Raw genomic sequence first — 22831 nt, 5'->3', positions numbered from 1 at the left:
TGCGGCGCGCGGGGAGAGGCGGTCAGCCCTCGACGATCGCCCGCGCGCGGCGGAACACGGCCTCGAACATCTCCGCCGTCAGCCGGCCCGTGTTCGTGTTGAGTCGCGAGCAGTGGTAGCTGTTCAGCACCGTGTAGGGGCCCGCCGGGAACTCGGTCCCGTGCCCCGCGATCCCCGCCGAGGCTTTCAGCCCCAGCGCCCGCAGCACGTTGCGCCGCGAGACGTCGCCCAGGGTCACGATCACCTTCAGCCGGGGCAGGGCGGCCAGGCGGGCGGCGAGGAACGGCCGGCATGTCGCTTCCTCGGCCGTCTCCGGCTTGTTGCCCGGCGGGGCGCAGCGCACGGCGTTGGTGATCATGCAGTCCACGAGCGTGACGCCGTCGTCCGGCCGCGCTTCGTAGGTTCCCTGCGCGAAGCCCGTCTTCAGCAGGGTCTCGTAGAGCATCCACCCGGCGCCGTCGCCCGTGAACGGCCGGCCGGTGCGGTTCGCCCCCATCCGGCCCGGCGCCAGCCCCACCACGCACAGCCGCGCGGCCTCGTCGCCGAACGAGGCCACGGCGCCGTTGAATCCCCCCGGCACGCTGACCTTGTTGGCCTCGCGGTAGGCCACCAGGCGCGGGCAGAGCGGGCAGTCGGCCGGCGCCTCCGGCGGGGCCTCAGCTCTCGGCGTCTTCACGTGCGGGCCCGCGGCTCTCGGAAATGAACTTCGGCAGGCGCGAGGGCCGGCCGATCATGTCGGCCAGGTCGGCCAGGTCCACGAAGTTGTCGGCCTGCCGGCGCAGGTCGTCGGACACCATCGGCGGCTGGCTCTTCACGGTCGAGACGACCGTCACCCGCGAGCCCCGGCGCTGCACGGCCTCAACCAGTCGGCGGAAATCCCCGTCGCCGGAGAACAGCACCATGTGGTCGGCATGCTCGGCCATCTCCAGCATGTCGACGGCGATCTCGACGTCCATGTCGCCCCGGAAGCGCTTGCGGCCGTGGCTGTCCACGTACTCTCGCGCCGGCTTCGTGACGAGGCGGTAGCCGTTGTAGTCCAGCCAGTCGACCAGCGGCCGGATCGGCGAGTAATCCTCGTTCTCGACGAGGGCGGTGTAGTAGTAGGCCCGGACCAGCACCGAGCGCTTCTTGAACTCGTCGAGGAGCTTCCGGTAGTCGATGTCGAAGCCGAGGTTTTTGGCGGCGGAATAGAGGTTGGCGCCGTCGATGAACAAGGCCAGCCGGTCGGTAGGATAGAACGTCATCGCCAACCAACTCCCCGACCTGCAGGACGCCGTCGTCATCGCGCTGGGGAGCAACCTTCCGGGGCCGTACGGCTCGTCCGAGGCGCTCCTGGAGGCGGCGCTGGCGCGGTTCCCGGATGTCGGCCTGAAAATCCTCGTGCGGTCGTCCTGGTGGCGCTCGGCCGCCTGGCCCGATCCCAATGGCCCTGAGTATCGCAACGGCGTCGTTCTTGTCGAGGCGAACGCCGGACCCGCCGGCGTGCTGGCCGCCCTTCTCAAGCTGGAGGCCGAGATGGGCCGCGAGCGCTGGGCCCGCAACGCGCCGCGCACCCTCGACCTGGATCTCATCGCCCATGGCCGCCGCGTGCTGGACGAGCCGGGCCTGGTGGTCCCGCACCCCCGCGCCCACGAACGCCTCTTCGTCATGGGCCCCCTGGCCGAGATCGCGCCCGACTGGCGGCATCCCGTGCTGGAAAAGACGGCCGCGGAGCTGGTGTCCGCGACGACCGTCGGTCGCGACGCCGCGCGCGCCTGATCCCGTCGCAAGGCGCGCCGCAGGCGCCCTCTGGACCACGAGCCACACGAACCAGGCGAACGCGCCGCGCGGTCGCTCCAGGCGGCGCGGCTATCCGCCTGGACCCGTTCGTGTCGTTCGTGTCGTTCGTGGTTGAATCCTACTGTCGCCCAAGCGGCCGGAATGTCGGCGTCAGCGACCGCGGTCCGTCCTAGGCTCGGGAACGGCCGGCACATGGCGGCCGGGTCACGGAGGACTCCATGCGCTTCATCATCATCCGCAAGGCCGACGCCAACAGCGAGGGCGCCGACGAGGCCACGCCCGAGCTCGCCGAGGCGATGATGGCCTACCACGAGGCGATGGGGCGCTCGCTGAAGATCCTGGGCGGCGACGGGCTGAAGCCGTCGCGGGAGGGCGCGCGCGTCAAGTTCCGGAACGGCAAGCCGCTGGTCATCGACGGCCCGTTCGCCGAGACCAAGGAGATCGTCGCCGGCTTCACGCTCGTCGAAGCGGGCTCCCTGGCCGAGGTCCTGGAATGGGCGAAGCGCTGGCCGGCCCTCGACGGCGACGGTGAGGTAGAGCTGGAAGTCCGCCCGCTCTACGAGATCGAGGACTTCGGCGACGCCTTCACGCCCGAGCTCAAGGCCGACGCGCAGCGGATCCTCGGCGGAGGCTGACGGCGGGCCTGCGGCCTTTGCGGCGTTGCACAAAATGGCCCGAAGCTCTATCTTCGCCGGTTCTACTTCCCCGCCGCTCCGAGAGATTGAATGGCCCGCGTCACCGTCGAAGACTGCATCGAGAAGGTCCCGAACCGCTTCTCGCTCGTTCTCCTGTCCGCCCATCGCGCCCGCGCCATCTCGGCCGGCTCGCAGATCATGGTCGACCGCGACAACGACAAGAACCCGGTCGTGGCCCTGCGCGAGATCGCCGACGACGTGGTCGATGGCGAGGAACTGCGGGAGAGCGTGATCGCGTCCCTGCAGCGTGTCGACGAGCGTTCGGAAGCCGAGGAAGAGGCCGAAACCCTCGCCCTGCTGGCCGATCCGACCCACATGCAGATGAGCGAGCTGGAACTGGTCCGCGCGCTGCAGAGCGACCGTGACGGCGGCCAGGAGGAGCGGTACTGAGCCCGGAAGGCGCAGACCCTCTGATCCAGGACGCGGCGGTCCAGCCCGCCGCACCCCCTAAAGACGCACCTATGCCGGCGCCGGCCGCGGCCAGCCCGCCGCGGCCCAAGATGCTGCGCCAGTTCGAGCTGATCGAGAAGGTCCGCTCCTACGACCCCACGGCCGACGAGGCGCTGCTGAACCGCGCCTATGTCTACGCCATGCGCCAGCACGGCTCGCAGAAGCGGGCGTCCGGCGACCCCTATTTCGCCCACCCGATCGAGGTGGCCGGCATCCTCACGGACTACCGGCTCGACACCGAGACGATCGTCACGGCCCTCCTGCACGACGTCATCGAGGACACCGACGCCACCCGGGAGCAGGTCGAGCAGCTGTTCGGCGCCGAGATCGCCGAGCTGGTGGAGGGCGTCACCAAGCTCTCCAAGCTGGAGCTCTCCCAGGACCACCTCCGCCAGGCCGAGAACCTGCGGAAGTTCATCCTCGCCATCTCCAAGGACGTCCGCGTCCTCCTCGTGAAGCTGGCCGACCGGCTGCACAACATGCGGACGCTGCACTTCATCAAGCAGGCCGCCAAGCGCGAGCGGATCGCGCGCGAGACGCTCGACATCTACGGCCCGCTGGCCCGCTCCATCGGCGTGCACCGCATCTGCGAGGAGCTGGAGGAGCTGGCCTTCGCCCACCTCAACCCGGTGGGACGCAACGCCATCCTTCGGCGGCTGGAGGTGCTGCGCAGCGAGCAGGGCGGGGCGGTCTCGGCGGTCAGCCAGGAGATCACCACGCGGCTGCAGGCGGCGGGCATCCCCGCACGCGTCTACGGCCGGGAGAAGAGCGCCTATTCGATCTGGCGCAAGCTGCAGCGGAAATCGATTGGATTCTCTCAGCTTTCCGACATCTACGCCTTCCGGGTCATCACCGACTCCGAGGAGGACTGCTATCGCGCCCTGGGCGTGATCCACCGCGCGTGGCCCAGCGTTCCCGAGCGGTTCAAGGACTTCATCTCCACCCCCAAGCGGAACAACTATCGTTCGCTGCACACCACCGTGGTCGGGTACCGCGGCATGCGCATCGAGATGCAGATCCGCACCGAGGCCATGGACCTGGTGGCCGAGGAAGGGGTGGCGGCCCACTGGCGCTACAAGAACACCTCGTACGGCTTCGACCCCGAGCACCAGAAGGCAGCCGGCGGCCGGGACCCGCTGGTCAACCTGCGCCACCTCGTCCAGGTGCTGGAGCACGGCGGAGACGCCGAGGAGCTGGTCGAGCACGCCAAGCTCGAGATGTACCTCGACCAGGTGTTCGTCTTCACGCCGAAGGGCCAGCTGGTCAGCCTGCCGCGCGGCGCCATGCCGCTCGACTTCGCCTACGCCCTGCATACCGACATCGGCGACACCACCATCGGCGCCAAGATCAACGGCGAGCTGAAGCCGCTGCGCACCGCGCTCTCCAACGGCGACGTGGTCGAGGTGATCCGCGGCGGCAAGCCGGTGGTGCCGCCCGACTGGCGCTCGCTCACGGTGACCGGCCGCGCCCGCTCGGCGATCCGCCGCCACATCCGCCAGACCGAGCGCGAGGAGTTCATCCGCCTCGGCCGCGCGACGGTGGACCAGATGTTCGAGGCCGCCGGGAAGAGCCGCAAGGACGTCTCCCTGCGCCCGGCGATGGAGCGCTTCGCGGTCGCCAGCGAGGACGAGCTGTTCGACGCCGTCGGCCGCGGCCGGGCCTCGCCGGCCCAGGTGCTGGAGACGGTCTTCCCCGGCCTGAAGGCGGCCGAGCGCGAGGCGGCCACCGCCCGCCAGCACATCCAGGACGGCAAGGGCGCCCGGCTCTACGTCCGGGGCAGCGGCCTCACGCCCGGCGTGTCGCTGCATTTCGGCGAGTGCTGCTCACCCGTGCCCGGCGACCGTATCGTCGGCATCCTCGAGAACGACGGGCGCGGCCTCACGGTCCATACGATCGACTGCGAGCAGCTCGCCCAGTACGAGGACCGTGAGGAGCTCTGGCGCGACCTGCAGTGGACGCCCGAGGCCGAGCGCAACGCCACGGCCCGCGCGCGGCTCACGGCCACCATCCGCAATGCGCCGGGCGTGCTGGGCCAGGTCTGCACCATCATCGGCGACGCGGGCGGCAACATCGTGGGCCTGCGCATGCACCACCGGCAGTCCGACTTCTTCGCCGTCGACATCGACGTGGACGTCAACGACGCCCGCCACCTGACCCACATCTCTGCGGCGCTGCGCGCCAATCCCAGCGTGGAAGACGTCGAGCGGACGAAGGGCTAGCTAGGGCAGGGCCGCGTAACGGTCGCGGAAATCGAGGTTCAGCACCATCCATCCTCTCGGCGCACGGTAGAACTGAAGCTTGAAGAACAAGGCCCCGGCGTCGAAGCGGACGAGATAGGTGCGGATGCGGAAGCTGGGCGACAGGACGTCGTCCTTCATCAGCTCCCAGTCCGCCATGGGGCCATAGGCCTTCATAATCAGGTCAGTCTGGCTGATGACGAAGTCCACTTCGGCCTGCTTCCGGTCCATGAGCGTCCCTTGCCAGAGGTCCCGGTAAGCCTTGGCCGTCTGGCCGGATTTCAGTTTCTGAAAGAAGCCGTTCGCGACATCGTCGGGCGCGACGTTCTGCGCGACGGCAGGCGCTGCGATCAACAAGGCAGCCGCCAGCATAAGCATCCTGAGCATGTGTTCCGTGCCGCCCCCCGAGGAAGTTGAGTGTGTCGCCGCGGTGGGCCTGCGGCAAGCGCCGATCACGCCCCCAGGCGCGCCAGTTCCTCGATGGCCAGGCGATGCTCGATCTCGTCGCGCCAGTGCGCCCGGATCCGCTTCAGGATGTAGGGGGGCACCCAGTCGTAGCTGTCGGTCCGCCCGGGCTCGATGAAGAGCGGCGTGATCGAGCTGTAGTTCTGCTCGATCAGCGCCTCGCAGAAGGCGCGGATCACCTGCTGGTCGTCGATATAGGGCTCGCAGCGCAGTTCCTCGGCGGCGGCCCGGCCGCCCACGGGGACCCAGAGGTGCGGGTACGGCTGGTCGCAGGCCACGCCCTTCAGGCGCGCGCAGCCGCTCAGGTTCAGCCGCAGCTGCCCGATGCCGCCGGGCGAGGTGCCCATCAACAGGAAGGCGAGATCGACGGACAGCGCCATGCGCCAGGGCGTCGCCCAGGCGGTCAGCCGGAACCCCGTGTCGATCGAGGGGCCCACGAACTCGCGCGTGATCGTGGAGCCGAAGGGATAGGCGTACCACTCGTCACGGATCTCGGACTGCACGACCAGCGGGTCGCGCGCCGACTGGTCCAGCGGCCCGAAGTCGCCGCGGCGGAAGAAGATCTCGGCGTTCGGCGCCGGGAAAAGCGCGATCCAGGCCGTCGATTTCACGTCCAGGTGCTCGGCGTCGTCGGCCGTGGTGGCGCGGTAGCGCTCCAGCGCCGTCAGCCAGACGTACATCAGCGCATGGGCCTCGCCGGGGCTCGCCATCTCGCAGACGTAGAGAAGCTCGTCGCCGTTGCTCTTCCAGAACGTGGGGGCGGTCAGGTCCGGCTGATGGCGGTCGGCGAAGGCCCGATGCTCGGCCTTCAGAATGAAGTCGAAGTCCCTGTAGAAATTCAGGATTTCGGGCCGCCAGACGTTGCGGGACTGCTTGTAGCGGGTGGCCTCGACCAGGTCGGCGCTGAAGAAGAGCCGCAGGCGCGGCTTCAGACCTTCCGGGAAGTCTCCCGGAAACATCTCCTGCCCGCCCGGCGCTGTTGCGCTCGTCGGCGGATTGATGCCCGCACCATCGGCCATGGCTGAGCTTTAGCGGTTGCGGGCTAACGCATCCTTTCGATACGCCCGAAAAGTGGCGCGCGTCCGCCGGGCCGGGGGACCTTCCGGCGCGCCGAAAACGGGACTATCTCGCAGACCATGAACACCGACGACGTCCTCGAGGAATTCCGCGGCGCCGGCGCCCTGCGCGAAGGCCACTTCATCCTGGCCAGCGGCCGCCATTCCCCGATGTTCCTGCAGAAGAACCTGGTCTTCCAGTACGCCGACCGCACCGAACGGCTCTGCAAGGCCCTGGCGGCGAAGATCGTCGAACGGTTCGGCAAGCCCGACGTGATCGTGGCGCCCGCGGTGGGCGCGATCATCCCCGGCTACGAGGTCGCCCGCGCGCTCGGCGTGCCGTCGATCTACGTCGAGCGCGAGGACAGCCGGTTCAAGCTGCGGCGCGCCTTCACGATCGCGCCGGGGGCCAAGGTCGTCGTGGTCGAGGACGTCATCACCACCGGCGGCAGCTTCCGCGAGGCGGTGGAGCCGATCGAGGCGGCGGGCGGCCAGGTGCTCTGCTGCGCGTGCATCGTCGACCGGTCCGGCGGTCGGGCCGACGTGGGCTGGCCGCTCGTGGCGCTGGCCACCGTCGACGTGCCCAGCTACGCGCCGGACGAGATCCCGCCCGAACTCGCCGCCATCCCCGCCGAGGAGCCGGGCTCCAAGAGGCTGCGCAAGTGAGCCGGCTGAGACTCGGCGTGAACATCGACCACGTCGCCACCGTGCGGAACGCGCGGGGCGAGGGCTATCCCGACCCCGTGCGCGCGGCCGAGATGGCCCTGGCGGCCGGCGCGGACGGGATCACCGCCCACCTGCGCGAGGACCGCCGCCACATCTCCGACGCCGACATCGACGCGCTCGCGGTCATCTGCCGCCGCCGCGGCCGGCCGCTGAACTTCGAATGCGCGGTGACGCCCGAGATGGAGGCGATCGCGCTCGCCCATCGCCCGCACGCCGCATGCCTCGTGCCCGAGCGGCGCGAGGAGGTCACGACCGAGGGCGGCCTCGACGTCGTGCGCGGCCGCAACGCCATCGCCCCCGTCGTGCGCCGGATGGCCGACGCCGGGATCCGGGTCTCGCTCTTCATCGACGCCGACGACGCCCAGGTGCAGGCGGCGCAGGCCGTCGGCGCCCAGGTGGTCGAGCTGCACACCGGCGCCTACTGCCAGGCGGTCCGCGAACGGAAGCCCCAGGCCGAGGCGCTGCTGAAGGGCCTTGCCGCCGCCGCCGAACGCGCGGCCGACCTGGGCCTCGAGGTGCACGCCGGCCACGGCATCGACTACGAGACGGTCAAGCCGATCGCCGCCATCCCTCAGGTGGCCGAGCTCAACATCGGCCATTTCCTGATCGGCGAAGCGATTTTCATCGGCCTCGGGCCCGCCATCCAGCGCATGCGGGCGCTGATGGACGAAGCACGCGTGACTCGGGCCGCATGATCCTCGGCCTCGGCTCCGACCTCTCCGACATCCGGCGCATCCAGGCGAGCCTGGACCGCTTCGGCGACAGGTTCCGACACCGCGTCTTCACCGAGCTCGAGCGGACCCGGTCCGAGCGCAAGGCCGACGCCGCCGCCAGCTACGCCAAGCGCTTCGCCGCGAAGGAGGCCTGCGCCAAGGCGCTGGGCACCGGCATGCGCCGCGGTGTCTTCTGGCGCGACATGGGCGTGGTCAACATGCGCTCGGGCCAGCCCACGATGCAGCTCACCGGCGGCGCGCTCGCCCGCCTGCAGGAGATGACGCCGCCGGGCCATCGGGCCGTCATCCACCTGTCGCTCACCGACGATCATCCGTATGCTCAGGCGTTCGTCATCATCGAAGCGCTGCCGGAAACCTGAACGTCCGGGCAGAACGTTGTTCATTTGACGCTCATGCGGAACGCCGCATATGCGCCGCGTTGTTCCGCCAGAGAATTGGAATGCCCAAGCTGAAGCTCGTCCTCGCCGCCATCGCCCTGCTGAGCGCCACGCCCGCCGCCGCGGCGCAGGATGCGAGCCTGTTCGGCACCTGGCGCAATCCCAAGAACTCGGTGCACGTGGACATCCGCCCCTGCGCCCAGGGCGCCTGCGGCTACGTCGTCTGGGCCAGCGAGAAGGCCAAGCGTGACGCGCGCGAGGGCGGGACGCCCAACCTGATCGGCCTGCAGCTGTTCCGCGAGTTCCAGCCGCGCAAGAACGGCGTCTGGCAGGGCAAGGTGTTCGTACCCGACCTGAACCGCACCTTCAGCGGCCAGGCCGAGCCGATCGACGCCCAGCGCCTGCGCGCCAAGGGCTGCTTCATCGGCAACATCCTCTGCAAGACCCAGGTCTGGACCCGGATCGAGAAGAGCTGACGCCGGCCGCGCTCAGTGCGCGGTCTTGCGGCGCGGGACGAGGTGCAGGACGCCCGCGATCACGGCCCCGACGGCGAGGCCCACGACGCCTGACAGCCCGGCGGTGACGATCCACCCGCTGACGGCGCCGAGGCCGCCGGGCGTGGCGTCGGCGACCGCGTGCGCGGCGTGCTCGATCCAGGCCGGAACCGGCGTGAAGTGATACTCGTGAAGGCCGTGCACGATGATGCCGCCGCCGACCCAAAGCATGGCCGCGGTGCCCACCGTCGACAGCAGGCTCAGCACCGCCGGCATGCCCTTCACCAGCGCGCGCCCCGCGCCCTGCAGGGCCGCGGCGCGCCGCTGGGCCAGGTGCAGGCCGATGTCGTCCATCTTCACGATGAGGCCGACCACGCCGTAGACCCCCACGGTGATGGCCAGCGCGACCAGGGCGAGCGCCGCGGCCTGCATCGGCAACGAAAGGGTCTCCACCTGCGCCAGGGCGATGGCCATGATCTCGGCCGACAGGATCAGGTCGGTCCGGATGGCGCCGGCGACCTTCTCCTTCTCCATCTCCTCGGACGAGAGCGCGAGCTCTTCGGGCTGGTCGTCCGCATGCTCCCCCTGGACGGCCTCGAGGATCTTCTCGGCGGCCTCGAAGCAGAGATAGGCGCCGCCGATCATGAGCAGCGGCGTCACCGCCCATGGGGCGAAGGCGCTGAGGAGCAGCGCGCCCGGCAGGAGGAACAGGAACTTGTTCTTGAGCGACCCGAGGGCGATCTTGCCCACGATCGGCAGCTCGCGGTCGGGCGTGAAGCCCATGGCGTAGCCCGGCGTCACCGCCGCGTCGTCCACCACCACGCCGGCGGCCTTCGCGCCGGCCTTGCCCGCGGCCGCGCCGACGTCGTCGAGCGAGGCGGCGGCCAGCTTGGCGATGGCGGCGACGTCGTCCAGAAGTGCAGCCAGTCCAGACGCCATGCGCTCGCCTCGCGACGGCCGTCGGGTCCGGCCCGGCCATCCCATCCGACGCTTCCCGTGCCGGCGTCAAGCAGCGGGATGTGTGCTAGCGTCGCCGTATGCGGTCGCCTCGACGGCGTCCGTCGACAGATCGGGGAGATGACGATGCAGAGACTGATCCTGGCCGCCGCCTGCCTGGCGCTGGCGACGCCGGCCGCCGCCGATACGATCGACGAGGTCGTGGGCAAGGGCATCATCCTCAGCGTGCAGGGGATGGAGATCGACGTGAAGTACACGCCCGACGGCAAGTTCACCGCCATGGAAGGCCAGGTCACCGGCGAGTGGCGGCGGGACGGCGACAAGCTGTGCACGAAATCGAACTTTGATCCGAACGAGCAGTGCGTGGCGTATCCCGCGGACAAGAAGTCGGGCGACAGCTTCGACATCGAGGGGCCGCAGGGCGCGGCCACCATCAAGATCAAGTAGCCGCCGATCGGCGGCGCGAGGGGGAGGGGCCATGTCCGAAACGATCCGCCGGAGCCTGCCGCCAGGCTTTGTCGAGACGCCGCACCCGCCCGTGTCGGACCGGGTGGTGAGCCGCGTCGAGACGACGCTGATCGACCGCCCGTTCGCCGAAACGGTTCGGGCGGTGGACGCCACGCCCCTCAGCCGCCGCCACCCGGCTGCGGCCGGTCTCCCGGGCGTGGTCGACACCCTGCCGCTCACGCCGAACGGCTTCGGGCCGGTGGGCGGCCGTCACCTCGTGTTCCTGACCGACGGCACCACGGTGGTCGAACAGGTGCTGGACAACGAAAGGTCCGAGACGGCCTGGCGCTTCCGCTATGTGGTCTGGGGTTACACCACGCCCGCCGCCAAGGCGCTCCGCTACGGTCTGGGAGACTTCCTCTACACGGCCGAGGGCGACCGGACGCGCGTCACCTGGACCTATTCGTTCGAGCTGAAGCCCGATGTCTTTCCGGGCGTCCTGGGCCCCGGGCTCGGCGGCTTCCTGCTGAAGCTGGCCTTCCTGAACGGACCCTATGGCGCCTGGATGCGGGCCGGGCTCGCCGCCATCAAGGCCGCCGTGGAGCGCGGATAGCGTCGCCCGGGGACACAGCCTCCGGTCCTCCCCTGCAAGGGGAGGGGGACCATGCGCCAGCATGGTGGAGGGGTCGGTGGCGCCGGCTGTGAGGCAGGACGCAGAGACGCCGCGCCGGGTTACCCCGTCATCTGCGCCGGGTCGTACCAGAACACCTCGCGCCAGACCTTGTCGCCGCGCCAGGTCTGCAGGGCGATCTCCTCGAAGCTGCGGTCCTCGCCCGCCTTCGAGGTGAAGGTGAAGCGCCAGTGGATGGCCACGCGGTCGCCGTCCACCAGCGGCGGCGCCAGGAGCTCGGTCTTCACCGCCGCCACGCGCGCCAGGGTCCGGGCCTCGCCGGCCATCAGGGTTTCGCGGCCCGCGCGCGGCGGCTGCTGGTTCTCCTGCATCGAGGCGTCCTCGGCGTACCAGTCCCGGATCGCCTCCACGTGCTCGCCGCGCAGCACCTGGGCCACGAAGGCGTCGACGGTCTCGCGGGTCGGCATGGGTCAGGCTCCTTCGGCGAACGTGGGAGGCAGGAAACAGCATGAATTGGCCCGCCCGCCCAGGCCGGCGGCCGCGCTCGATCGTCGCCTGTCGCAATGTTCACGGGCGCCGAACTTGCTCATGGGGTATCCAGCGGCTAGCTAACGGCCGCTTCGGGACGGCGCGGCGCGGACCAGGGACTTCCATGAGCGAGAACGTGCAGGGCGGCGCCCAGGCCCCCGAGAAGAGCAACGCGGTCCAGGAATTCGTCGAGATCGTGAAGACGATCGTCTACGCGCTCCTGATCGCGCTGTTCCTGCGGATCCTGTTCTTCCAGCCGTTCACCATCCCGTCCGCCTCGATGGAGCCCAACCTCTACGAGGGCGACTACATCATCGTCTCGAAGTTCAGCTACGGCTACTCGCGCCACTCGATCCCGTTCAGCCCGCCGCTGTTCGAGGGCCGGATCATGGATCAGCCCGCAAAGCGGGGCGACATCGCGGTCTTCAAGCTGCCGAGCGACGGTCGCACCGACTACGTGAAGCGGATCATCGGCGTGGCCGGCGACCGCGTGCAGATGCGGAACGGCCTGCTCTACGTGAACGACCAGCTGGTCCAGCGCGACGCGCTCTCGCCCGCGCGCACCGAGACGCCCAACGGCGCGGTCGACGTGCCCCGTTACCAGGAAACCCTGGCGGACGGCCGCAGGTTCGTGACCCAGGACTTCGGCACGGACGGCCAGCTCGACAACACCGAGGCCTTTGTCGTGCCCGAGGGCTACTACTTCGCCATGGGGGACAACCGCGACAACTCGCTGGACAGCCGGGTCCCGTCCGGCTTCGGCGGCGTCGGCTTCGTCCCGGCCGAGAACCTCGTGGGCAAGGCCCAGATCATCCTGCTGTCCTGGAAGCCGGAGGCCTCGATCTTCAAGCCCTGGACGTGGATCCTCGACGCCCGTCCCAGCCGGTTCTTCAAGATCCTCAAGTGAGCCCGGAATGAACGCCCGGGCGGCGGCGGTCGAAGAGCTCGAACGCCGGATCGGCTACACCTTTTCCGACCGCGACCTCCTGGAGCGCGCGCTCACCCACGCCAGCGTCGGCGACGGCGCGCGCGAGGTGCGCCACAACGAACGCCTGGAGTTCCTCGGAGACCGGGTGCTGAACCTCTGCGCCGCCGAGCGGTTGATGGCCCTGGACCCCGACGCGCGGGAAGGGGAGATGAGCCGCAGGCTGGCCGCCCTCGTGAACTACCACGCCTGCGCCCGCGCCGCCGAGCGGGCGGGCCTGCCGGCCGCCCTGCGCCTCTCGGCCAGCGCCACCAAGGTCGGCGCCCGGCGGTCCGACGCGGTCATGGGCGACGCCTGCGAGGCGCTGATCGCCGCGCTCTACATCGACGGCGGACTGGGCGCCGCGCGGGCCTTCTTCGACGTCTTCTGGGCGCCGGAGTTCGAGCATATCGACACCCCGCGCGCCAAGGACCCCAAGACCCGCCTCCAGGAGTGGGCGCAGGGACAGGGCCTGCCGCTGCCCGCCTACGAGGTGCTGTCGCGGGAGGGGCCGGCCCACGCCCCGGCCTTCACGGTGGCGGTCCGCGTCAAGGGCTTCGCCGAGGAGCGCGGCCAGGGCGGCTCGCGCCAGGCCGCCGAGAAGGCCGCCGCCCAGGCGATGCTGCAGAAGCGCGAAGGCGAAGGCCCGGAGGCCGCCGAGATCCCATGACCCAGACCCAGCACGCCGGCTTCGCGGCGATCATCGGCGCGCCCAACGCGGGCAAGTCGACCCTCACCAACCGCCTCGTCGGCGCCAAGGTCTCGATCGTGACCCAGAAGGTGCAGACCACGCGGTTCCCGGTCCGCGGCGTGGCGATCCACGGCGACGCGCAGATCGTGCTGGTGGACACGCCCGGCATCTTCAGCCCCCGCCGCCGGCTGGACCGGGCGATGGTGCGGGCCGCCTGGGGCGGGGCCGAGGACGCCGACGCGGTGGTCCACCTCGTGGACGTGCCCGCCCAGCTCCACGACAGTCCGGCCGACCGCAAGGCCCAGGCCGACGTCGAGTCGATCGTCGGGGGCCTGAAGAAGGCCGGTCGCAAGGCGATCCTCGCCCTCAACAAGATCGACGGCATGAAGCGGGAGGAGCTGCTGGGCGTCTCGCAGACGCTGTTCGAGACCGGCGTCTACGACGAGGTCTTCATGATCTCGGCGAAGACCGGCGACGGCGTCGACGACCTGAAGGCGCGGCTCGCGGCCCTGATGCCGGAGAACCCCTGGTACTACCCCGAGGACCAGACCGCCGACCTGCCGGCCCGCCTGCTCGCCGCCGAGATCACCCGCGAGAAGCTCTACCTGCGCGTCCACGAGGAGCTGCCGTACTCGGCCGCGGTGGAAACCACCGCCTTCGAGGAGCGCAAGGACGGCGGCGTCCGCATCGAGCAGACCATCTACGTCGAGCGCGAGAGCCAGCGCCCGATCATCCTCGGCAAGGGCGGCCAGACCCTGAAGTGGATCGGCCAGAAGGCCCGCGAGGAGCTCGCCGAGCTGCTCGACAGGCCCGTTCACCTGTTCCTCCACGTGGCCGTGGACGAACGCTGGGCCGACAAGCGCGAGTTCTACGGCCCCGTCGGCCTCGACTTCGACGCCTGATCCGCGAGGCCGCCTGTTGAGAACGGCCGCCCGCGGCCCGGCGGACAACACTCGAAAAACAAGCGTGACGATGCCCTCCGGTTTGCGCCAGATTTGGCCCGGGCGCGCCCAGGGGTGCGGGCGTCCCCGAGGGGGACGCGCGTGATTATCGGTATCGACCTTGGGACGACAAACAGCGCGGTTGCGATCTGGCGCGACGGTCAGGTCGTCATGATCCCCAACAGCCTGGGGCACGTGCTCACGCCGTCGGCGGTCAGCTTAGACGAGAAGCAGAACGTCATCGTCGGCCTTGCCGCCCGGGAGCGGCAGGTGACCCATCCCGAGCTCACCGCCACCGCCTTCAAGCGCTACATGGGGACCCAGCGAAAGGTGCGGCTTGGCCAGGTGACCTTCACGCCCGAGGAACTCTCGGCGGTGGTGCTGCGCAGCCTCAAGGCCGACGCAGAGGCTTTCCTGCGCGAACCCGTCACCGAGGCCGTCATCACCGTCCCGGCCTACTTCAACGACAAGCAGCGCAAGGCCACCCGCCAGGCGGGGCAACTCGCCGGCCTCAAGGTCGACCGCCTGATCAACGAGCCCACCGCCGCGGCGCTGGCCTATGGCATCGCTGAGCGAGGACGCGAGACCCGGTTCCTGGTTTTCGACCTGGGCGGCGGCACTTTCGACGTCTCGATCCTGGAGATCTTCGAGGGCGTGCTCGAGGTCCGTGCGTCCTCCGGCGACAACCGGCTCGGAGGCGAGGACTTCAACGAGATCCTGGTCGCCCGCATGCGCGCCCGTTTCGGAGAGGCCCTTGGGTTGAAGCTCGAGCGGGTCGACGCGCTCACCCAGAAGATCCGCGACCTGGCCGAACGCGCCAAGCGCGCCCTGTCGACCGAGCCTCAAGCCACGCTCGCGCTCACCTGGCAGGGCCATCGCGAGGAGATGACGGTCACGGTCGACGAATACGAGAGCTGGGCCGAGCCGCTCGTCGCACGGCTGCGCGAGCCGGTGCTTCGCGCCCTGCAGGACGGGCGCCTGCGCGTGGACGAGATGGACGAGGTGATCCTGGTGGGCGGCGCGACCCGCATGCCCCTGGTCCGCCGGGCCGTCACCCGCATGTTCGGCCGCTTCCCCTCGAGCGCGATCGACCCCGATGAGGCCGTGGCCCGGGGAGCCGCCATTCAGGCCGGGCTGAAGGCGCGCGACGCGGCCCTCGACGAGATCGTGCTGACCGACGTCTGCCCCTATTCGCTGGGAATCTGCGTCGCGGAAAGCCTGCCGAACGGCGGGGTCCGGGATGGCCTCTTCGCGCCGATCCTTGAGCGCAACACCACGGTGCCGGCGAGCCGCGAGCAGGTCTTCAGCACAATGGTCGACAACCAGCCCTACATCGAGGTGCGCGTCTACCAGGGCGAGTCACGCTTCGTAAGCGAGAACATCCATCTGGGCTCGGTCGACATCCAGGTGCCGCCAAAGCCCGCAGGCCAGGTCGCGATCAGTTGCCGCTTCTCGTACGACATCAATGGCCTGCTGGAAGTGGACGTCCTCGTCCCCGAGACGGGCGAGCGACGCGAACTGGTGATCGCCGATGCGGACGTGGTGTCCAGCGACGACTTCGCCGAGCGAAGGGCCAGGCTGGCGGCCCTCAAGGTGCACCCGCGAGACGAGCAGGCCAACCTCGCCGTCCTGGCCCGCGCCGCCCGCTGCTTCGAGTCCCTGCTGGGCGACGAGCGCGCCGCCGTCGCGGGCTGGATGCACCAGTTCGAGGCCGTGCTCGCCGGCCAGGACCCGCGCGCCATCGAGCACCACCGAAACGAGCTGACCGAAGCGCTCGACCGCCTTGAGGGTCAGGTCGTCCTGTGACGCCCGAGGAAGTCTGGGCCGAACTCGGCCTGGCGGCCACCGCTGACACCAGGTCGGTCCGCCGCGCTTATGCGCAACGGCTGAAGGTCACGCATCCCGAGGATGACCCCGAGGCGTTCAAGCGCCTCCGAAGCGCCTACGAAGCGGCGATGGCCTGGGCCGAGCACGGGCCGAAGGCGGCCGAAGCCGTCCAAGGGGAGAGCGAGCCGCGGCCGCCGTCGGCCTCCGAAGCTGCGTCGTCGCCCGAGACGTCGCCCGAGACGTCGCCCGAGGCCGAGGCCCGAGACCCATTCGAGGAGCACTGGGCGGCCTGCCGCGCGCTTATCGATCGGGCTCGTTCCGGGGGAGCGTCCGACGCCGACCTGACAGCCGCCCTCGACGCCATCCTGAAGTCGCCGGTCCTGGACCATCTCGAAGTCTTCCAGCACACCGGCGTGGGCCTTGCCCGGGCCCTGCTTGAGCTCTCGCCCAAAGCCGACGTCCTGGTCTGGCCGGTGCTTGACCATTTCGGCTGGCGCCGGGCCGGCCAGCTCGGCTGGGCGAGCCTGCCCGAAGTGGATGCCCTCCGTGAGCTCGGCCGCACGGTGACCGACCGCGCCGAGGTCCGCGACACGCGTGCCTATCAGCTCCTCACGAGCCCGCCCCCGCGGAAGGAGAGCCGCGACACCCGCTTCGACCGCGACGCCGTGCGCCGGCTCCTGCGACGGGCCACGACCACTGACGGATGGCTGGAGCCTGAGTTCAGTCCGGAGTCTGTGAAATGGTGGAAGCGCCACCTGGACCCACGCCTCGCGCGCCGCCGCAGACTGATGGTCTGGCTGTCTGCGATCGCTGGCGTCGTCGCGCTGGTGGTCCTCGCCTCGACGCCCGACAGTCCCTTTCCTGATGTTCCGATCGGCGAGCTGACCAACGAACAGCTCGCCATGAAGGCCGACGCTGAGCCGCACGACGCCAACACCTGGGCACGGCTGTGCCGGATGACCGCTGAGGGCTGGTGGCGCGAGAGTTCGCTCAACGACTGCGATCATGCCGTCAGCCTCAATCCCGGCAACGCCGAGGTCCTGCTCGACAACGGCTTTCTCAACATCAAGGTCGGCAAGGGCCTCGCGGCGCGGCGTCGCTTCGATCAGGTGCTTGTCGACCACCCGGAGCACGCCGTCGCCCTCTACGGGCGCGCGCTCGCCCACAGCCTGCGCAATGAACTGGACGAGGGGCGGGCAGACTGGTGCCGGGCGGTGAGGCTCAACCCCCAGGTCAAGATGGACGTCGAGCTGACCTGGGACTTCAAGGTCGACGGCGCCTTCGAGCCCTGCTGAGGTGGCCTTCGGCGAGCCTGGGAGGGACCTATGCGCCGAACTGTCCTGCCGAGCATCGCGGCGCTGCTGGCCGTCGCCGCGCCGATGACGGCCCAACCGTCGCGCCAGGCCTCCGCGCCCGTCGCCTGGGCGCCCGACGGGCCGATGGACGGCGGCAACGACACGGCCACGCCCTTCAAGGTGCGGATCGTGCCCCGCGGGCCCGTCGCCCGCGGCCTGCCGATCGCCGCCCGGCAGATCGCGCCGGCGTACGACTGGCAGGGGAAGCGCTGGACCCTCGACAGCTACATGGCCGCGTACAACGTCTCGGGCGTCATGGTGGTGAAGGACGGCGAGATCATCCTCGAGCGCTACGCCGGCGGACGCCAGCCCACCGATCGCTGGGTGTCGCAGTCGGTCGCCAAGTCGGTGACGTCGCTCCTGGCCGGCGCCGCGATCCGCGACGGGCGGCTGCGGCTCTCGGACCGCGTCGAGCGGTTCGTGCCCGAGCTGAAGGGGTCGGCCTACGAGGGCGTCACCGTTCGCCAGCTCCTCACCATGAGTTCCGGCGTCAAATGGGAGGAGGGCTACGTCGGCGGGTCGTCCGACCTCTTCCGCTGGTACCGCGCGGCGCTTGGCGGGAGCGATCCGCTGACGGACGTCATGGCGAAGCTGCCGCGCGAGCGGCCGCCGGGCGCGGCGTTCCACTACAACACCGCCGAGACCCACCTCGCGGGCCTGGTCATCGCCCGCGCCGTGGGCGAGCCGCTGGCCGACTACCTCTCCCGCAAGATCTGGCGGCCCTACGGCATGGCCCGCGACGCCGCCTGGCGGGTCGACCCGCAGGGGCGCGAGCTCGCCGGCTGTTGCCTGCTGATGACGCTGGGCGACTATGCGCGCCTGGGCCAGTTCGTGCTCGATGACGGCGTGATCGACGGCCGCCGCGTCGTGCCGCCCGGCTGGATCGCGGAGTCCACCTCGCGCCAGATCGACAACGGCCGTCCCGCACCCGCCGGCTACGGCTACTTCTGGTGGATCGGCCCCGAGGCGTTCGAGGCGTCGGGCATCTACGGCCAGTCGATCCTGATCGTCCCCAAGGAGCGGCTGGTGATCGCCGTCAACTCCCAGTGGCCGAAGCCCGACGACAAGGCGCTTTTCGACGCCCTCTCGGCCTTCCAGCGCGCCGTCCGCACGGCCGCCGCCGCGCACCGGTAGGGCCGGGCGGGGCCGCGCTGCGGCGTCACTCGCGGAAGCAGACCCAGCGCTTGGGGTGCACGTCCGCGACGTTGTCCACCCAGCCCGTGATGCGGGGGTTCACCAGGTTCTGGCTCGGGTTGACCCAGACGGGGGCCACGGGCGCGGCCTGCAGCAGTCGCCGCTCGGCCGCCTGCAGGAGCCGGGCTCGCGCCCCGGCGTCGGCCTCCCGTTCGGCGGCGCCCACCAGCCGGTCGTACTCGGGATCCTCGAAGCCGCCGTAGTTCGCGCCGGGCTCGTCCGAGCGCATCAGGTTCAGGAAGTTGGTCGGATCGGGATAGTCCGCGATCCAGTCGGTGAGACCCGCCTCGAACGCGCCCGTCTGCAGTTCGCCGAAGAACACCGGAATGTCGGTGGTGGAGAGCGTCACCTCCACGCCGATCGCGCGCCAGTCGGCCTGCAGCACCGGCGTCACCCGCTCGAAGGCGATGAAGGTCTTGAGCTGGAACCGCAGCGGCCGCTCCGGCCCGTATCCGGCCTGCGCCAGCAGCGCCTTCGCCCGCGCCTGCCGCTGGGCGAAGCTCAGGCCCGCCCAGTCGGGCGCGGCGGGCAGGGCTCCCATGCCGGGCGGCACGAAGGCGTCGGCCGGCGCCTGGCCCGCGCCCAGCAGCCTGCGGGCGATGAACTGGCGGTCGATCGCCATGGCCAGCGCCTGGCGCACCCGCACGTCCTGGAACGGCGGATGCTTCTGGTTGAAGACGACGTAGACGAGGTCGGTCCACGGGTGCGTGCGCACATAGGCGCCCATGCCGCCCGCGCCCCGAAGATACCGGATGCGGTTGGCCGCGAAGGCCGAGTTGAGGTCCAGCTCGCCGCGCTTCACCTGCCGTTCGGCTGAGACGTAGTCGTTGATCGGCAGGTAGACGACGCGATCCAGGCAGACGCTGGAGGCGTCGTGGAAGCGCGGGTTCTTCACCAGGATCAGCCGGTCGCCCAGCCGCCACTCGGCCAGCCGGAACGGCCCGTTCGAGACGAACCGGCCCGGCGCGGTCCAGCCGTCGCCCCAGCGGCGCACCGCGTGCGGCGGCACGGGCACGAGGCCGTAGTGGGCCATCAGGTCGGGCAGGTAGGGGACGGGATGCTCGAGCCGGATCACGACCGTCCGGGAATCCGGCGCCTCGACGCCCAGGCGCTCGGGGGGAAGGCGGCCGCGGATCACCGCCCGCGCGTTCAGGAACGGGTAGATCAGATTGGCATAGAGCGCGCCGGTCTTCGGGTCCGCCACCCGGCGCAGCGAGAACACGAAGTCCTGCGCCGTCATCGCAACCCCGTCCGACCACTGAGCGGGGCGCAGGTGGAAGGTCCAGGTGAGCCGGTCGGGGCTGACGGTCCAGCGCTCGGCGATGCCCGGAACCGGCCGCCCGGCGGCGTCGAAGGTGGTGAGCCCCACGAGCAAGTCGTTGATGACCGTCTGCTCCTGCTTCACGAAGGCGCGGGCGGGGTCCAGCGTACCGGGGTCCGAGACGTTGCCGGCCCGCAGGCAGCGCTCGTCGGTCGGACAGTCGCCCCGCGTGACAGGACCCTTGCCGCAACCCGCCGCCAGCAACGCCAGCACGGTCGCCAGCAGAGCCCGCCGCATCGGGCTCAGAAGCCCACGGCCGTGAAGCCTTCGCGCCGCGGCGGGCCGGGGCTCGCCCAGGCCTCGACTTCGCCGGGCGCCACCCGCGCGATCATCGCCCCGCACGTGAAGCCGATGTTCCCACCGCCCTCCCGGCAGACCGGATGCTCGGGATCGTCGCGGGCGCACAATGCGGCCTGATACTCCGGCAGCCCGGGGCGTCCCTGAGCCAGCCGCGCCGTCACCGAGGCCAGCCGCCGAACCGAGTTCCGCCGAGCAGCTTCGCTTTCGGGCGCGGCCTCGACGTCCGACAGGGGATGATTGGTGTGGAACACGCGCGCCGGATCCGGCGGCATGTACTCAACGACCCCCGCAGAGCTTGTCTCGAACGCGCGCACCGCGCCCGGCCCTGCGATCACGTAGTGCTGGTTCGTCGCGTGCGGCAGCGTGCAGGCCAGTTCAGCCGCTTCGGTCACGCTGCGCGCCTGCAGCAGCCGCCGCAACACGAACGCCACGGGCAGGCCATGCGGCGCGGCCGGCAACTGAGGCAGCGAGTTCACGCAAACGCCGACGCCGGCATCGTTCACGCCCATGAGCCCGATGACGCCCGCTGTCGTGAACACCAGGGCGGCAGGGCGATCGCCGTCGGCCGCGATCCGCAGCATCACCTGATGGCCGTCCGTGTAGGCGCCCAGGTCCATGTTCTGGCCGATCCAGGCGTCGCCGCCGGGCTCGACAACCGCGAAGCTGGTGCATTTCTGGATCGCCCGGCCCCGGTAGAACCACTCCTCGTCCATCAGCTGCAGGCCGTAGACCAGGTCCGGATCGGCGCCCGCGCCCTCGGCCAGGCCCTGCACCTCCTCCATCAGATCGGGCGTGTGGGCGGCGATGGCGGTCCGGTAGTCGGTGTCGCGCACCATCGCCCGCACGTAGTCGAGGCCGGGCCGGCCGGTCGCCGCCGCCAGCCACCGCTCCCAGTCGGCCATGTGCGCCGCGATCCGGCCCGCCAGCGCCCGCCCGCAGGCGACGCCGCGCGTCCGCGCGTCGCCCGCCATGTCGACGATCTGGAGCATGTCCGACCCTCCCGCACCCAGCGTGTGCATCGCTGACGCCGGCCCGCAACCCCTTCCGCCGGGCCGCGCGGCGGACTAGTCAGCGGCATGGTTGACCTCGACGCCTACTTCGCCCGTATCGGCTACGACGGCCCGCGCGCGGCCACGCCGCAGGTGCTGGCGCGCCTGCACGCCCTGCATCCCGCCGCGGTGACCTTCGAGGCCATCGACTGCCTGCTGGACCGCGGGGTCGACATCTCGCCCGCGGCCGTGGACGCCAAGATCATCGCGGGCGGGCGAGGGGGCTACTGCTTCGAGCAGAACAGCCTGTTCCGCCGTGTGCTGGAGGCCCTGGGCTTCCGGGTCACCGGGCTCGCCGCCCGGGTCCGCTGGAACATGCCGCCCGACGCGCCGGCCCAGCCGCGCACGCACCAGGTGCTGAGCGTCGAGATTCCCGGCGAGCCGGGCCGCCGCCTGGTCGACGTGGGATTCGGCGGCTGCGTGCTCACCACGCCCCTGCCGCTCGCGCCGCACGTCGAGACGGAAACCCCGCACGACGTCTACCGCCTGACGCCCGTCGGCGACGAACTGCGCCTCGAGGTGCGCCGCGAGGCCGGCTGGGTCGCGGCCTACGACGTCTCGCTGACGCCCTGCGAGCCACGCGACTACGAGATGGCCAACTGGTTCACCTCCACGCACCCGACCAGCCACTTCCGCCACACCCTGCTGGCCGGCCGCACGACGCCGGAGGCCCGCTACGGCCTGCTCTTCAACCGCCTGGCGATCCGGCCCGTGGGCGGCGAGCCCACCTATGCGTTCCTCGACGCCGACGGCATCGAGCACCACCTGCGCGAGACCTTCGGCCTGCCCGTCGAGCCGTCGTGGCGTCCGGCGATCGAGACGGCGGCCCGGGGCGCGCCCTGAACGGGTGAGGCTCTACGCCGCCTGACGGCGCGCCCCGCGCATCACCTGCGCCCGGTAGACCTCCAGCAGCGCCTTCAGGCCGGACAGCGCCGCCTCGGACGCCGCCGCTGCGGACGCTGTTTCCGGGGGCTGGATTTCCTCGGGCGGAGCCCACAGCTTGATCCGATGGAATTCACCGACGACGCCTACGTGCTCTCGGCCCGCGCCCACGGCGAGAGCGGGGCCATCGTCGAGCTGCTCACGGCCCGGCACGGGCGCTGGGCCGCCCACGTCGCCGGCGGCGGCTCCAAGCGCATGCGACCGCATCTGCAGCCCGGCGCCCGTGGCCTCGTCCGCTACCGCGCCCGGGTCGCCGAACAGCTGGGCTCGGCGGTCCTTGAACCCCAGGGTGAGGGGCCGGCAGCGCTCTTCGACGATCCCCTGGCGCTGGCGGGCCTGGCCGCCGCCGCCGCCGTCACCGCAGGCGCGCTGCCCGAACGCGAGCCGCACCCGGGGGCCTTCCTCGCCTTCGAGGCGCTGGCCGCCGCCCTCGCGCACGCCGAGATCTGGCCCGCCGTCTTCGTGCGCTTCGAGGCCGGGCTGCTGCAGGACCTGGGCTTCGGCCTCGACCTCTCGCGCTGCGCCGCCACCGGCGCCGTCGACGACCTGGTCTACGTCAGCCCCCGCACCGGCCGGGCCGTCAGTCGCGAGGCGGGCGAACCCTATCGCGAGCGGCTGCTGGCGCTCCCCGCCTTCCTGCTCTCGGCGCAGGGCCGGCTCCTGCCCGGCGAT

The 22831-nt window shown here is 70.8% G+C and carries 26 protein-coding genes; 18 read left to right on the top strand and 8 right to left on the bottom strand.

Annotated features, from left to right (window positions below; genetic code table 11):
* Positions 1-22: 22 nt before the first annotated feature.
* Positions 23-676: a uracil-DNA glycosylase gene (locus JNK30_RS00805; protein ID WP_293479268.1), complete on the bottom strand. Its 654-nt coding sequence runs from the start codon at positions 674-676 to the stop codon at positions 23-25.
* Positions 657-1244 carry an NYN domain-containing protein gene (locus JNK30_RS00800; protein WP_293479266.1) on the bottom strand — a complete coding sequence of 196 codons (588 nt, stop codon included), beginning with the start codon at positions 1242-1244 and terminating at the stop codon, positions 657-659. Before JNK30_RS00800 ends, JNK30_RS00805 begins: the two co-directional genes overlap by 20 nt.
* On the opposite strand from JNK30_RS00800, the gene folK reads away from it, so the two are divergent.
* The 4 genes from folK (at position 1243) to JNK30_RS00780 (ending at position 5143) form a co-directional block, all read left to right on the top strand.
* A complete protein-coding gene (gene folK / locus JNK30_RS00795) occupies positions 1243-1758 on the top strand; it encodes a 2-amino-4-hydroxy-6-hydroxymethyldihydropteridine diphosphokinase (RefSeq protein WP_293479311.1) in 516 nt (171 codons plus the stop codon). The two genes, JNK30_RS00800 and folK, sit on opposite strands and share 2 nt — an antisense overlap.
* A gap of 239 nt (positions 1759-1997) precedes the next feature.
* Positions 1998-2414: a YciI family protein gene (locus JNK30_RS00790; RefSeq protein WP_293479264.1), complete on the top strand. Its 417-nt coding sequence runs from the start codon at positions 1998-2000 to the stop codon at positions 2412-2414.
* Between the two features lie 90 nt (positions 2415-2504).
* Complete coding sequence (gene rpoZ / locus JNK30_RS00785; RefSeq protein ID WP_293479262.1) at positions 2505-2864, top strand: DNA-directed RNA polymerase subunit omega; 360 nt, start codon at positions 2505-2507, stop codon at positions 2862-2864.
* Between the two features lie 71 nt (positions 2865-2935).
* The gene (locus tag JNK30_RS00780; RefSeq protein WP_293479260.1) at positions 2936-5143 is read left to right on the top strand and encodes a bifunctional (p)ppGpp synthetase/guanosine-3',5'-bis(diphosphate) 3'-pyrophosphohydrolase; all 2208 of its coding nucleotides are present in this window, start codon (positions 2936-2938) and stop codon (positions 5141-5143) included.
* Here the strand turns inward: JNK30_RS00780 and JNK30_RS00775 are convergent, their stop codons facing one another.
* Positions 5144-5539 carry a hypothetical protein gene (locus JNK30_RS00775; protein ID WP_293479258.1) on the bottom strand — a complete coding sequence of 132 codons (396 nt, stop codon included), beginning with the start codon at positions 5537-5539 and terminating at the stop codon, positions 5144-5146.
* Between the two features lie 74 nt (positions 5540-5613).
* Complete coding sequence (locus JNK30_RS00770; protein WP_293479256.1) at positions 5614-6645, bottom strand: hypothetical protein; 1032 nt, start codon at positions 6643-6645, stop codon at positions 5614-5616.
* Positions 6646-6762: 117 nt separating this feature from the next.
* On the opposite strand from JNK30_RS00770, the gene pyrE reads away from it, so the two are divergent.
* From pyrE to JNK30_RS00750, 4 genes are all read left to right on the top strand, one after another.
* On the top strand, positions 6763-7347 hold the full coding sequence (gene pyrE, locus JNK30_RS00765; RefSeq protein WP_293479254.1) for an orotate phosphoribosyltransferase: 585 nt from the start codon (positions 6763-6765) through the stop codon (positions 7345-7347).
* Complete coding sequence (locus JNK30_RS00760; protein ID WP_293479252.1) at positions 7344-8102, top strand: pyridoxine 5'-phosphate synthase; 759 nt, start codon at positions 7344-7346, stop codon at positions 8100-8102. Before pyrE ends, JNK30_RS00760 begins: the two co-directional genes overlap by 4 nt.
* Positions 8099-8500 (top strand): holo-ACP synthase, encoded by a 402-nt coding sequence (gene acpS / locus JNK30_RS00755; RefSeq protein ID WP_293479250.1) that lies wholly within the window; start codon positions 8099-8101, stop codon positions 8498-8500. Before JNK30_RS00760 ends, acpS begins: the two co-directional genes overlap by 4 nt.
* An 80-nt stretch (positions 8501-8580) precedes the next feature.
* Complete coding sequence (locus JNK30_RS00750) at positions 8581-8994, top strand: DUF2147 domain-containing protein (RefSeq protein WP_293479248.1); 414 nt, start codon at positions 8581-8583, stop codon at positions 8992-8994.
* Between the two features lie 12 nt (positions 8995-9006).
* Here JNK30_RS00750 and JNK30_RS00745 read toward each other — a convergent pair whose 3' ends face one another.
* On the bottom strand, positions 9007-9951 hold the full coding sequence (locus tag JNK30_RS00745; RefSeq protein ID WP_293479246.1) for a DUF808 domain-containing protein: 945 nt from the start codon (positions 9949-9951) through the stop codon (positions 9007-9009).
* 144 nt (positions 9952-10095) lie between these two features.
* Between JNK30_RS00745 and JNK30_RS00740 the strand changes: the two genes are divergently transcribed.
* Positions 10096-10416 carry a hypothetical protein gene (locus JNK30_RS00740; RefSeq protein WP_293479244.1) on the top strand — a complete coding sequence of 107 codons (321 nt, stop codon included), beginning with the start codon at positions 10096-10098 and terminating at the stop codon, positions 10414-10416.
* Positions 10417-10447: 31 nt separating this feature from the next.
* The gene (locus JNK30_RS00735; protein WP_293479242.1) at positions 10448-11029 is read left to right on the top strand and encodes an SRPBCC family protein; all 582 of its coding nucleotides are present in this window, start codon (positions 10448-10450) and stop codon (positions 11027-11029) included.
* Between the two features lie 119 nt (positions 11030-11148).
* Here JNK30_RS00735 and JNK30_RS00730 read toward each other — a convergent pair whose 3' ends face one another.
* The gene (locus tag JNK30_RS00730) at positions 11149-11514 is read right to left on the bottom strand and encodes a nuclear transport factor 2 family protein (RefSeq protein WP_293479240.1); all 366 of its coding nucleotides are present in this window, start codon (positions 11512-11514) and stop codon (positions 11149-11151) included.
* A 185-nt stretch (positions 11515-11699) separates the two neighbouring features.
* Here JNK30_RS00730 and lepB point away from each other — a divergent pair, with 185 nt between their 5' ends.
* From lepB to JNK30_RS00700, 6 genes are all read left to right on the top strand, one after another.
* Entirely contained in the window at positions 11700-12482 is a 783-nt protein-coding gene (gene lepB / locus JNK30_RS00725) for a signal peptidase I (protein ID WP_293479238.1), read from the top strand.
* A gap of 7 nt (positions 12483-12489) precedes the next feature.
* Positions 12490-13209: a ribonuclease III gene (gene rnc, locus JNK30_RS00720; RefSeq protein WP_293479236.1), complete on the top strand. Its 720-nt coding sequence runs from the start codon at positions 12490-12492 to the stop codon at positions 13207-13209.
* Positions 13206-14132 (top strand): GTPase Era, encoded by a 927-nt coding sequence (gene era / locus JNK30_RS00715; RefSeq protein ID WP_293479235.1) that lies wholly within the window; start codon positions 13206-13208, stop codon positions 14130-14132. The genes rnc and era overlap by 4 nt, the downstream gene beginning before the upstream one ends.
* Before the next feature lie 141 nt (positions 14133-14273).
* Positions 14274-15977 (top strand): Hsp70 family protein, encoded by a 1704-nt coding sequence (locus JNK30_RS00710; protein WP_293479234.1) that lies wholly within the window; start codon positions 14274-14276, stop codon positions 15975-15977.
* Positions 15974-17293 carry a J domain-containing protein gene (locus JNK30_RS00705; RefSeq protein ID WP_293479232.1) on the top strand — a complete coding sequence of 440 codons (1320 nt, stop codon included), beginning with the start codon at positions 15974-15976 and terminating at the stop codon, positions 17291-17293. Before JNK30_RS00710 ends, JNK30_RS00705 begins: the two co-directional genes overlap by 4 nt.
* Positions 17294-17323: 30 nt before the next feature.
* Positions 17324-18487, top strand: coding sequence for a serine hydrolase (locus JNK30_RS00700; protein WP_293479230.1), 1164 nt, complete (start codon positions 17324-17326; stop codon positions 18485-18487).
* A 25-nt stretch (positions 18488-18512) separates the two neighbouring features.
* Here JNK30_RS00700 and JNK30_RS00695 read toward each other — a convergent pair whose 3' ends face one another.
* Both JNK30_RS00695 and JNK30_RS00690 read right to left on the bottom strand, forming a co-directional pair.
* Positions 18513-20105 (bottom strand): peptide ABC transporter substrate-binding protein, encoded by a 1593-nt coding sequence (locus JNK30_RS00695; protein ID WP_293479228.1) that lies wholly within the window; start codon positions 20103-20105, stop codon positions 18513-18515.
* 5 nt (positions 20106-20110) lie between these two features.
* Positions 20111-21157, bottom strand: a complete 1047-nt coding sequence (locus JNK30_RS00690) for a C45 family peptidase (protein ID WP_293479226.1) — start codon at positions 21155-21157, stop codon at positions 20111-20113.
* 87 nt (positions 21158-21244) lie between these two features.
* Between JNK30_RS00690 and JNK30_RS00685 the strand changes: the two genes are divergently transcribed.
* Both JNK30_RS00685 and recO read left to right on the top strand, forming a co-directional pair.
* Positions 21245-22060, top strand: a complete 816-nt coding sequence (locus tag JNK30_RS00685; RefSeq protein ID WP_293479224.1) for an arylamine N-acetyltransferase — start codon at positions 21245-21247, stop codon at positions 22058-22060.
* Positions 22061-22225: 165 nt separating this feature from the next.
* On the top strand, positions 22226-22831 hold a 606-nt coding region (gene recO, locus JNK30_RS00680), incomplete at its 3' end, for a DNA repair protein RecO (RefSeq protein ID WP_293479223.1).

Source organism: Phenylobacterium sp., assembly GCF_016793225.1.
GTDB lineage: Bacteria > Pseudomonadota > Alphaproteobacteria > Caulobacterales > Caulobacteraceae > Phenylobacterium.
The sequence above is the reverse complement of the archived record's forward strand: the minus strand, read 5'-3'. Positions and strand labels throughout refer to the sequence as shown.